This window comes from Ideonella sp., from assembly GCF_036277275.1.
Lineage (GTDB): Bacteria > Pseudomonadota > Gammaproteobacteria > Burkholderiales > Burkholderiaceae_C > Ideonella.
The window spans coordinates 88,800-100,847 of sequence record NZ_DASUNH010000165.1; the positions used below are offsets into that span (position 1 = coordinate 88,800).

Consider the following 12,048-nt stretch of genomic DNA (forward strand, 5'->3'; position numbering starts at 1 on the left):
TCAACGACGAGGATTCGTAATGGCCAGGACCGGCATACGCCGACTCGTAGTTCACGCACCGGCGCGCCGTCCCTAAGCTGCAGGCGCTCTGGTGACCCGGCGCATGGCGCGCCCTCGATGTCTTTTCTTGACGGCGCCAGGTCAGCGTTCTAGCCATGCACATGCCCCCGGCCACCTTGTTGATGCCCGCCTGGACACCCCTCGGCGAGGCCCGCGCCTTGCCTCGGCTGTGGCCGGGCTTCGCACACACCTGCCGCACGCTGGCCGGCCGGCCATGGCCGATCGTGCGCGGCGGGTCCTCGGCGACGCTGCGCCTGGACGCCGTCGCGCCGGCCCATTGGACCGAAGCAATCGCGTTGCGCCTGCGCTGGCACGGCCACGATGGCGAGCTGGCGCTCGATGCGGCGACCCAGGCCTGGTGCCTGGGCCCGGACCAGGGGGAGGAGGGGATCCCGCCCGATGCGCCGCTGGCCTGGCGCCAGATCCTGCTGGCCGACCGGCTGCATGGGCTGGCGCGCACGCTGCTGGGCAGCGTGCCGGAGTGGGAGCCCGCCGCTGCGCCCTGGCCACGCGATCCGAACACCTTGTGGTGCAGCGTCGACAGCGATCCGGCGTGGCCGGCGGCCGCCGGTCACGCCCGCCTGCGCTGGGCCACCGCCGAGGCCTGGTCGGCTTTTGCCGACGCGGTGCAGCGCCACGCCCCGCCGCCGGTCGCCGAGGCGCGCCCCGCCGCTGAACGGCGGGCCCGGCTCGCCGCCTGCCGCGTGCCGCTGCGGCTGGAGCTCGGGCGCACCCGGCTCGACCTGGCCTCGCTGCGCCAGATTGCACCGGGCGACATCGTCGCGGTCGACGAATGGCGCCCGCGTGGCCAGGCCCTGGGCGTGCAGCTGTACGCCGGCCGCCGCGGCGAGGCGCAGTGGCCGGCCGAGGTGCGCCAGACCCGATTGACTGTTCTTCCTGCCACGGAGCCCGCGATGCCAGCCCCCGCCGCCCCTGCGAACCCTGCCACGCCAGCCGCCGCGCCGGCCATCAAGGCCGACCGCGTCGCCGACGCCACCTTGCCGATCGAGCAGCTCGAGAAGCTCGAGGTCGTGCTGCATTTCGACCTCGGCGGCCTGGCGCTGAACCTCGACGCGCTGGAGCAGGTGGCCGCCGGCCACGTGCTGGAGCTGCCGCAACCGCTGAACCAGTGCGAGCTGAGCATCCTGTGCCAGGAGCGTCTGCTCGGCAAAGGCCAACTCGTGGCGGTGGGTGAACGCCTGGGCGTGCGGGTGACCGAGTTCGCGGTGAGCGCCGATGCAGCACCTGCCTGATCCAGCGACCGTCTTCACGCTGATCCTGGCGTTTGGCGTCGCGCCGTTCGTCGCGCTGATGATGACCTGCTACACCAAGCTGGTCATCGTCTTCGGCCTGCTGCGCACGGCGCTCGGCCTGCAGCAGACGCCGCCGAACATGGTGCTCAACGGCATCGCGGTGATCCTGTCGATCTATGTGATGGCGCCGGTGGCGATGGAGATCGGCGACAACCTGAAGCTGCACCCGGCCGCCAGCACCGCCAGCTCGACCGAGCAGATCGCCAGCGCTGCGCAGGCCGCCGAAGGCCCGATGCGCGCCTTCCTGAAAAAGCACGCGCAGCCGCGTGAGCGCCAGTTCTTCCTCAAGACCGCGAAGGAGATCTGGCCCCCCAGCCGCGCCGAGAACCTGCGCGACGACGACCTGATGGTGCTGGTGCCCAGCTTCACGCTGAGCGAGATCACCCGCGCATTCCAGATCGGCTTCGTGATCTACCTGGTCTTCGTCGTCGTCGACCTGATCGTCGCGACGATCCTGCTCGCGCTCGGCATGTCGATGCTGTCACCGTCGACGATCTCGCTGCCGTTCAAGCTGCTGCTGTTCGTGATGCTCGACGGCTGGGAACGGCTGATCCACGCGCTGGTGCTGTCGTACAGATAGAGCCCCCACGCCGGCTCCGCGCACGCCACTTGAGGGCGGCGGTCAGGGCTTCGACGTGCTCAGCTGCAGGATCGTCACGCCGGCTTCGTCGGTGCCGATGAAGCCGGTCTTCAGGCGATCGCCGGCCCAGGTGTGGCTGGCCACGCCGCTGAGCGTGCTCAGCGCGCCGGGTTGCGAGATCTGCTTTTGCAATGCCTTCGGCTTGCTGAAGCTGGCACCGCCGTCGGCCGAGTAGGCGACCATCGGCTGGTAGCCCGCCTCCAGCGGCTGGGCACGCTGGTCCAGCCAGGTGACCGCCACCAGCCCTTCGGCGTTGACGCTGACCCACGGCATGAACTGGTCGGCCAGCTTGGGCCCGGCGGCCACCGGCTGCGGTGCGCTCCAGGTGGCGCCCTGGTCGTCCGAAGCGGCCAGCAGCACCTGCAGGCGCTGGTGGGCGTAGGTCGTCATCACCGCGTAGAGACGGTTCTGGTGCGGCCCGCCGGAGTTGTCGACGGCGATCACCGGCGAGAAGGACAGCGCCGTGCCGGTGCCCGGCAGGCCCCCGTAGTTGGGGTGCTGCCAGTTCCCCCGGTCAGGCGGCAGCCTGGTCTGTGCCAACACGACCGGCGCGCTCCATGACTTGCCGCCGTTGGCCGAGCGGATGACCCGCAGTTCGGCCGGGCGGCCGTGGCAGTCGGTGCCCATCACGCCGATGCAGCTCAGGTAGCTGAGGTACACGCTGCCGTCGCGGCCGGTGGCCAGGTGGCTCATGTCCAGCAGTTCCTTGCCGCTGGCCACCGGTGACGCGTTCTCGACCGTCCATTGCCGGCCGCCGTCGTCCGACCAGCCGACGCGGATCACCACCCGCTTGCGGCTGTTGTCGGTGTAGCTGGCGTAGAGGCGGCCGGGGTAGCGGCTGGTCGGCGACGTATCGATCGCGAGGGTGGCGTTCGACAGCGTGCCGCGTTCGAAATGGCTGCGGGTGACCTTGTGCCAATCGCCCCAGGTCTGGCCGCCGTCATGGGAGCGGCCGACCACCAGGCTGCCGCCGTCGGCGTCCCAGTAGAAGGGCTGGGCCACGACCAGGGTGCCCTCGTTGTCGAAGGCCACGGCCGGCGTTTCCAGCGGGCGCTCGTCGTCCGCGTTGCCGGGCAGGGTGCAACCGGTGCGCCAGGTGGCGCCCCCGTCTTCGGACAGGTGCACGCCGGCGCCCACGCCGCCGCAGTGGTCGGCGCCCCAACCGCTGATCACCAGCCGCTTGGGATGGGCCGCATCGGCGGCGATCGCGACGCGCCCGGCCGTCTCGCTCGCGACCGGCACGGTCTGGCGGATTTCGGCCTGTGCCATGGACGGCCACTGCACAGCCAACGCGGTCAGAAGCAGAACCGGGGAGGCGTAGTGGCGCACGGAACATTCCTTGGTTGAGTTAGCTAACTGATTATGTAGTGTGAATCCAACCGGCATCAAACTATTACAACCATGGCATTCGCCAGGCCGCGGCGGCACCCCCGCCAGGGCCATGCAGCCACACGCGCCCACCCAGCCCGCCACCGCTACGAATTTCCGTAGGACCACGAATCCCCGTACTTACATACGGATTAGCTCAAGCGCGGCGCTGCGACGTAGCATGCGCCCTCGCTGATCGGAGCCGAACGTCCACATGAAGCCTTTGGCGTCCACGGCGCCACCGCCGCCATCCCAGCCAGACGAGCCGGCCGAACCTGCGGCCGCACCCGCCGCGCCCGCCGCAGCGGACGTGACCGGCCTGCTGCAAAGCTGGGCCGACGGCGACCGCGCGGCACTCGACCGGCTGATCCCGGCGGTCTACGGTCAGCTGCGTCGTGTGGCGCGCTCGGCCTCGCGCGGTGAACGGCCGGAGCACACGCTGCAGGCCACCGGCCTGGTCCACGAGGCCTTCATCCGCCTGTCGCAGCAGCGCTCGTCACGCTGGTCGAATCGCTACGAGTTCTACGCCTGGGCCAGCCACGTGATGCGGCAGATCCTGGTCGACCACGCGCGCGCGCGCCACGCCCAGAAACGCGGCAGCGGTGCCGTCCACGACAGCCTCGACGACGAGGATCTGGCACTGCAGGACCGGCTCGCGGCGCCGACCTCGCCATGGATGGAACTGCTGGCGCTGGACGAGGCGCTGACCCGGCTGAAGGCGCTGGACCCGCAGCAGGCACGTGTCGTCGAGCTGCGCTTCTTCGGTGAACTGGGCGTCGAAGAGACCGCTCAGTGCCTGGGCATCTCGCCGGCCACTGTCAAGCGCGAATGGGCCACCGCCCGCGCCTGGCTGTTGCGTGAGCTGCAATCGGGCCCGACCGGAGCCGCCCGTTGAAGCGCGACGACACCTCGGAGCTCGGCGACGAAAACGCACGGCGCTGGCAAGTGGCCAAGGCCGCGCTGGCGCAGGCGCTCGAGCTGCCGCCGGCGGAACGCGCCGCCGTCGTGGCCGAGTTGCGCACGCGCGATGCGGCGCTGGCCGACGAGGTGAGCTCGCTGCTGGCCGCGCACGACCAGACCAGCCCTCAGCTGATGGGGCTGGCGCCCGGCGCCGTCGACGGGCTGGTGCGGGCGCATGCCGACGCGCTGCGCATCGACCAGCGGCTGGGCGCCTACCGGCTGGTCAGGCGGATCGGCAGCGGCGGCATGGGCGACGTCTACCTGGGCGAGCGCGCCGACGGCACATTCGAGAAGGCGGTAGCGGTCAAGGTGCTGCGCGACGGCCTCGTCGGCGAGCATGCGGTGCACCGATTCGAGCGTGAGCGCCAGATCCTGGCCAGCCTCGACCACGTCAACCTGGCCAAGGTGTTCGACGGTGGCGTGACCGACGAGGGCCTGCCGTACTTCGTGATGGAGCTGGTCGACGGCCAGCCGCTGGACGACTACTGCGACGCACGCGGGCTGGACGTGCGCGAGCGCATCGAATTGTTGCGCGCGGTCTGCCAGGTGGTGCACCACGTCCACCAGCGCGGCGTGATCCACCGCGACCTGAAGCCGCGCAACATCCTGGTCACCGCCGATGGCCAGATCAAGCTGCTCGACTTCGGGATCGCCAAGCTGATCGACCCGCAACCCGATGGGGTGCAGGACCAGACGGTCACGGCCTTGCGCACGATGACGCCGCTGTACTCCAGCCCCGAGCAGGTGCGCGGCCAGGCGATCGGGCCGGCCAGCGACGTCTACGCGCTGGGCGTGGTCATGTGCCAGCTGCTGGCGGGCCGCGCGCCGTATGACCTGGACACGACAACCGCACCGTCGTTCGAGCTGGCGCGGGCGATCTGCGACGAAGAGCCGCTGCGCCTGAGCCAGGCCGCCGCTGGCCGCCCCGGTGCGATGCCCGCGCGTGCGCTGCGCGGTGACCTCGACGCGGTCGTCGCCAAGGCCTTGCGCAAGGATCCGTCGGCCCGCTACGAGTCGGCCCAGCAGATGGCCGACGACCTGTTTCGCCACCTCGAACGGCTGCCGGTCGGTGCGCGTCGCGGCGACACCGGTTACCGCGTCGGCCGCTGGCTGGTGCGCCACCGGGCGGTCGCCGCCGGCGCGCTGGTGGCCAATCTGGCGCTGCTGGCCGGCCTGGCCCTGGCGCTGGACCAGGCCCACGAGGCGCGGCTGCAGCGGCAGAACGCGCAGCAGGCCTCGGCCAAGGTGCGCACGCTGGCCAACCTTGCGCTGTTCGAGTTCCACGACGCGGTGGCCAAGCTGCCCGGCTCGATCGACGCGCGCAAGCTGCTGGTCGAGAAGGCGCAGGCCTATCTGTCGGCCCTGGAGAACGAGATCGCGAGCGACCCGAGCATCGGGCTGGAGCTGGCGGCCAGCTACCGCAAGCTCGGCGACATCCAGGGCCGGCCCAACACGGCAAACCTGGGCGACTTCGACGGCGCGCTGGCCAGCTACGACCACAGCCTCGCGCTGCTGCAGCGGCTGGTCGGCCGCAGCCTGCCGACGTCCGCGGTCGACCTCGACCTGGAGCGGGTCGCGACGCTCGGCCGCAAGGCCTCGTTGCAGAGCTATACGGCCCGGCGCGCAGCGGCACAGAAGACGGCCGAAGAGGCGCTCGCGCTGCTCGACGGCGTGGCGGCCCTGGAGCCGAACAACACCCGCGCGATGTCGATGCGCGCCGGCGTGCACGGTGTGCTGTCGTGGGTGCTGCACGAGCAGGGCGACGCGGCCGGCTTCCTGGCGCAGGCGACGGCGTCCGAGCTGCAGCTCGCGCGCGTGCTGCAACTCAAGCCCGACGACCCCGACGCCACCTTCAACCTCGCGTCGGCTTATGCACGACGCGGCGTCTACTACCTCGAGCGAGACCACAGCCCCGAGAGTGCCCGCCTCGCCCTGGAGCCGCTGCAGAAATGGACCGCGCTGGTCGAGCGCATGAGCACGCTGCAGCCCGACAACGCGAACCTGGGCGGCTCGCTCGCCGAAAGCCGCAGCTACCTGGGCCTGGCCTACGAGCGGATGCAGGACCCGCAGCGTGCGATCGACGTGCTGCGCCATTCGACCGACGAGCTGACCCGGCGCATGCAGCTGAACCCGCGCGACGAGCACCTGACGTTCGTGCTGCTGAACGCGCGCAACGAACTGGCATCGGTGCTGCTGAGCCAGGGGGACCCGGCCGGCGCGAAGGACCAGACCCGGCTGGCACTGGCGCTGTACAACGACTGGCCCGAAGCGACCCGCCAAAGCGTGATGCACCTGCATTCGGCGGCTCAGTCGCACTTCGTGGCCGGCATGGCGGCCGCGGCCGCCGACCCGAAGCGCCCGGGCCGCGAGGCCTGCGAGCACTTTCGCGCCAGCCGCGGCTTGCTGCAGGCCATCCCCGGCGAGCTGCCCAGCTCCAGCAACAGCGAGCTGAGCCGCCAGGATGTCGAGGCCGAATTGGCACGCTGCGGAGCGTAGGCAGAGCGCGCCAAGCGCCGCTCTTCTTCAGGTGGCGTGCGCGGATCCGGCTTGGTCGGTCCGCTGCGCGAGCCCACCCTGGGGGCCGAGCCCGGGCATGAACAGTCCGGTGGACTGTTCATGCCTGGCGAGGGGCTTGGCCACTGGCCAAGCGCGGCCTGCAAGGCAGCCCCCGCGAGGGGGCGTGGGGGCTAAGCGCTCCCCAGATACTCGTTCTTCCAGAGCCTGTTGTCGCGCATCCAGCCCTCGAGCCCGGCCGTGCTGTCGCCGGTGATCGTGCCGTCGTCCTTCATTTCGTCGTCGAGCACCTTGTGGGTCTGGCCGACCAGCTTCTTGATCTCGTCCGGCGTCAATGACAGCAGGTATTGCATGCGCTGCTGCTGCGGCACGCCATTGGCATCGAACAGTGGGTTCAGCACGTGCATCGGGCTCATGCCGCCTTCGGTGAAGAAGGACTCGGCCTCCCCATACAGGCTCACGCCCGGGATCCACGACTGCCAATCGTCCGGCTTGATGTCGGACGCGCCGCCGTTCTGGTTCATCAACTCGCGCGCCTGTTCGTCGCTGAAGCCGAGCGACTTCACCATGTTGGCGTAGTCCTTGTTGTCGTCGTACTCGAACTCGTTCTTCGCCTTGCTGACGCCGTAGGCGAAGCGTGCGCCGAGGAACACCGCCGTGACGCCGGCGCCGATCCAGCCGATCACGGGGATGGCCCCCTCCACCGCCAGCGCCGCACCTTCGGTCAGTGCCAGGCGCAGCAGCGCGCCGCCGACCTGCGTTCGCAGCGCCATCGCGCCCATGTCGAGCAGGTCGCCCGCGACGATGCCGCTGGTCAGCAGGCCGGCCTTCCAGTCCGGCGCACCGGTCGGGTTGCCACTCAACGTGTGGCCGGTGAAGTCCTCGACGGCCCACTCCATGTCGGCCAGCGTCAGCAGGCTGCCGACGCCACCGGTCTTGATGAACTTGGCCAGGTCGTCGGCCGCGCCGGGGCCGACCTTGTTCAACTGGTTGCCGAAGGCCTTGTCCAGGGCGTTGGTCAACGCGCCGCCCTGGAAGCTGACACCCCGAACGGCGCGGTAGGTGTCCGCTGCGCCACCGGCCATGAAGAACGCGGCGAACGCGTCGCTGCTGGTGATGCCCTGTTCCTTGCCGGCATTGACGGCGTTGTTGTAGGACGAGCCGAAGAAGCAGGTGGCGCCGAGCAGGCGGGTGAAGCGTTCCGCCACGCGCAGCCCGTCGGGGCCGGCCTTGGCCGCGGTCGATACCGACTCGCCGAAGGTCGGCAGCTCCTTCTTGTACTCGGCCATCAGCGTCGCGCGATCGGCCTCCGACAGCACGCCGTTGTTGGCATCGGTCGCGGCCTTGATCTTGGCCTGCCACTTCTCCATGAACTGGAACGATTTCTCGACCGACGCCTTGTCGGTGAAACCCAGCCAGGCCACGTTGCCCACCAGCTTGCTGCGAGGGTCGAAGTCGGCGTCTTGCAGACCGCGGCGGAACGCCACCTTGGTGTACGAATTGATCAGCGCATCGCCGGTGCCCTTGTACCAGTTGAGCACCAGGCGGGTCGTCGAAGTCGTCGTGCCGATGCTCTGGGTCGTCGTCCTGATCGTCGCGACCGTGTCGTCGGCCGGCCGGACCAGCACCTGGTCCTTGCCCGGCGGCATCTTGTCCTTCAGCAGGCCGCGCAGATCCTGTTCATAGGCCTTGGTCAGCGAACGCAGCGTGTCGTCGGAGGCCTTGTCGCCCTTGGCCAGCTCGGCCTCCAAGTCCTTTTCCCACTGGTTGGTTCGCGCGTGAGCCTTGTCGTACTGCTCGGGCGTCAGGTGGTAATCGCGCTCGAGCTTGTCGAGGTAGTCGCGCTGCGCCCCGACCACCGCGGTCGGGTTCCATGGGCTGGCATTGCCGTCGAAATCGCCGAAGTTCAACTGGTTGGTGCGATGGGTGTCGAGGCTGACGTTGTTGTGCAGCGTGCTCATCGCCACTTCGTCGTTGTCGAGGTCGCGCAGCGCGTCGCCCAACATCTTCTCGGCCGGCACCTTGGGGTGGTCGAAGTCGATCTTCAGCCCGGTCAGGTCGCGGATCAGCCCATCGAGCTGGACGCCGCGCTTCTCCATCTGCTGCTGGGCCACGTCGATGCCGACCGGCTTGCCGTCGTCGTCGAGGCGGTAGTACTTGCCGGGATCGTTCTTGCGGTCGTCGATGATCGCCTGCGCGACCTGCTTCGGATCCACGTTGCCGAAGTCCTGCACCAGGCGCAACGCATTCTTGTTCTGCTTTTGCCAGTCTTCGACATCGCCCTTGACGTTGTCGCGGAACTCCTTGACGCCGTCGCGGATCTGGTTGCGAACGTTCGCCTCGACGCGCTCGGACCAATCCTGCGGATCGTTCTTGCGATCCTTCACCGCGTTGTACAGCGCGACGCTGAGCTTGGCCGCGCCGTGGTCGGCGATGGCCTTGTTGGTCTGCTGGTACAGGCCCGCGTTGCCGGTGGTCAGGCCGAGCACGCTGGAGGCGGTCTTGATGTCCGACGCGGCGTCGTTGATCGCCCGCACGTAGAAGGCCGCGAACTCGTCGGCGCGGTGCGCCCCCAGGCTGTCGGCCGTTTCGATCAGCTGGCTCAAGCCTTTGTAGGCGTCGCCGCCGACTTCGGCATCGGACAGCAGCGATTGCCACAGCGGATCGTCACGGCCCTTGTCGAGTCGTGCCTTGGCCGCGTCGAGCAGCAGGTTGGCGGCCTCGGGCGGCGCGTTCTCGCCGACCTGCGAGAACAGCTTGGCCAGTTCCTTGTTGTGGTTGAACTGGGTCTTGTCGCCGAGGATCTTGCCGATCTGCTGGTCGAAGTATTCGCGCGTGAAGACCGGCTTGCCGGCCGCGTCCCACAGCTTCGCACGCTCGGCCGGATCGGCCGCCGCGTCCATGTTGGTTCGCAGCAGCTTCATCGCCTCGTCGGGCTTGCCCTTGCCGACCAGATCGGTGACCTTCTGCGTCGTGTAGTCACGCCGGTGCTCGGGGATCGCCTTGGTCAGCAGGTCGAGGTAGGCCTTGTCGCCTTTGTGCTCGCGCTGCAGCTTCAGGTAGGCGTAGGTCACCGGGTCGTCGGCGGCCACGCGCCGCAGATCGTCGTTGATGGTTTCCTTCGAGGTCGCGGTGTCATGCGCACCGGCCTCGACCTTCGCCAGGTCGGCCTTGACGCTGTCGGCCGTCGGCGGGCCGGCCTTCGTCGTCGGCGAGGTCGATGGCTGGGTGGTCTGCGCCACGGGCGGCGCACCGGTCGGCCCGTTGGGCTTGACCTCGCCCGCTTCCTTCAGTGCCTTGTCGACGCCCTTGCTGCCGTCCAGCGCGTACTCCTCGTCACCGTACTTGACCAGCTTGTCGATCGCCACGTCCCGCTGGTTCTGCGCGAAACCACGGAAGCGCGGGTCGGTCGTCGCCTGCAGCACCGAGTCGAGGATCTTCTGCTTGTCGGCGGCGTCCGACTTGTCGTAGAGCTGGCGGTTGGCCTGGACACGCGTCAGCGCGTCCAGCGAGGCGCGGGCGTCTGCCGGTGCGAGGTCGGTGCGGCCGGTCAGCTTGTCGACCACGCCGCGGTAGATGCCGTCGTGCTGGTAGGCGTCCAACACCTGGAACTCGCCGGCCTCGTTGTCGAGCGCGCGGAAGCCGCTGTGGTCGACCAGTTTCTTCAAGCCATCGAGCCGGCCCGCATCGTTCTTCGCGAACTCGCTGAACAGGCCCAGTACGCGGTTCTGCACGTGGGCGTTGACGTCGTGGAAGTTCGACGAGCCGATCAGCTCGCGTAGCAGGTTCTTGTGCGCCTCGCTGAGCGGCTTGTCCGTGGCGTCCTTGTTGTTCCTGTCGATCGAGCGATCGACCTGGGCAATCGTGCGTTCGAACTGGCCGATCGCCTCGATCTGCTGCTCGGCCCCCAGCTTGCGGAACGCGTCGGAGTGGACCAGCTTGTCCAGGTCGACGCCGTACGCCAGGTCGTCCTTGCGGGTGCTCTTGGATTGATCGACCGCCGTCTGCACGTCCTTGGCCAGCGGCTCGGGCAGGTTCTTGCGCGGGTCCTCAGCCTTGTAGGTGAAGGTGTCGCCGCACTTCGCGTTGTCGACATCCTGGCCCGGGTTCTGCTCGCGCAGGTTCTGCAGGCCGCGCGCGGTCTTCTCCTTCAGCACCTCGTCGGCAGGCCAGCCGTCGGTTCGCTTGGCGATGTCCTTGCGCTGGTCGGCGGTCAGGAACAGGTCGGGGTTCTGCTCGATCTCGTGCCAGATCGTGCCGTCGTGCCTGACGCCCTGGTCATCGGTCCAGTCCTTGACGGTGACCTGCGCCGGCACATCGGGCGCCAGCAGCCGCGCCGCCTGGTTGCGCTGGTCCAGCGGCGTCGCCATCATGCTGTGGACCGGTGCCTTCGCATCGGGCTGGATCAGCGCGGCCGACAGCGCCGTCTCGAGCATCGACGTGCGGCCCGGCGACGACTGGCCCAGGTCCAGGCCCAGCAGGCCGAGCAGGTTGTTGGCGCTGTTGCCCTTGGTACCGCCCGGCATCACCTGCAGGATGTCGTGGGCGATGTGAAACGCCGCCTCCTTGTCACCGGCCAGCTCGACGCTGGCCTCCAGGTCGGCCACCGCGTGGTCGAACTCGCTGCGGGTGTCCAGCACCGCGGGGTCGTCGCGCCCTTCGACCTTCCACTCGCTGTCGTCGCGGCGGCTGTTCGTCCCCAGGTCCTTGGTGACCCGGTCGACCACCGGCATCGCGCCGCGCAGGATCGCACTGCGCTCCTGCGGCGTCTTGGCGCTCTCGAGTTCGGTGCGCAACTGCTTGGCTGCGGTGCTGGCGTCGCCTGACGCATAGGCGCCCGCGACCCGCTTGGCCGCCGCATCGGCGTTGGTGTTGCCCGTCGCGACCGTGGCGATGTCGGGCTTTTCCTTCTGGGCGGCGTCGACCCGCTCGGTCCAGTTGGTGTTCTTGCTGTCCAGCGCTTTCAGGTCGCCCGCCATCTTGGCCTGACCCTGCGGGCCGGCGGCCTCGAGCGCCTCCTTGCCGGCCACCTTCGCGTCGGCCCACTTCTCGTCGGCCGTCGCCTTCTTGGCGTCGAAGTCGTCCTGCAGCGCCGCCTTCTTGGCCACGTCCTTGTTGTCGTTCAGCGCCTTCTGCGCCTTCTCCATCTCGGCTTGCGCCTTGCGGGCCGCATCCAGCGCGCGCTGCGCCGCA

5 protein-coding genes and 1 pseudogene are annotated in these 12,048 nt (G+C 69.2%); 4 read left to right on the forward strand and 2 right to left on the reverse strand.

Annotated elements, in window-relative coordinates; all coding sequences use genetic code 11:
• Positions 1 to 155 precede the first annotated feature (155 nt).
• Positions 156 to 1,313: a type III secretion system cytoplasmic ring protein SctQ gene (gene sctQ / locus VFY73_RS28350; protein ID WP_329724943.1), complete on the forward strand. Its 1,158-nt coding sequence runs from the start codon at positions 156 to 158 to the stop codon at positions 1,311 to 1,313.
• Positions 1,297 to 1,953: a type III secretion system export apparatus subunit SctR gene (sctR, locus tag VFY73_RS28355; protein ID WP_329724944.1), complete on the forward strand. Its 657-nt coding sequence runs from the start codon at positions 1,297 to 1,299 to the stop codon at positions 1,951 to 1,953. Before sctQ ends, sctR begins: the two co-directional genes overlap by 17 nt.
• 42 nt (positions 1,954 to 1,995) lie before the next feature.
• Here the strand turns inward: sctR and VFY73_RS28360 are convergent, their stop codons facing one another.
• Complete coding sequence (locus VFY73_RS28360) at positions 1,996 to 3,282, reverse strand: sialidase family protein (protein WP_329724945.1); 1,287 nt, start codon at positions 3,280 to 3,282, stop codon at positions 1,996 to 1,998.
• 313 nt (positions 3,283 to 3,595) lie between these two features.
• On the opposite strand from VFY73_RS28360, the gene VFY73_RS28365 reads away from it, so the two are divergent.
• Both VFY73_RS28365 and VFY73_RS28370 read left to right on the forward strand, forming a co-directional pair.
• Entirely contained in the window at positions 3,596 to 4,276 is a 681-nt protein-coding gene (locus VFY73_RS28365; RefSeq protein ID WP_329724946.1) for a sigma-70 family RNA polymerase sigma factor, read from the forward strand.
• Complete coding sequence (locus VFY73_RS28370; RefSeq protein WP_329724947.1) at positions 4,273 to 6,837, forward strand: serine/threonine-protein kinase; 2,565 nt, start codon at positions 4,273 to 4,275, stop codon at positions 6,835 to 6,837. The genes VFY73_RS28365 and VFY73_RS28370 overlap by 4 nt, the downstream gene beginning before the upstream one ends.
• A gap of 191 nt (positions 6,838 to 7,028) precedes the next feature.
• Here the strand turns inward: VFY73_RS28370 and VFY73_RS28375 are convergent.
• Positions 7,029 to 12,048: pseudogene (locus tag VFY73_RS28375) on the reverse strand (hypothetical protein); the annotation flags it as partial.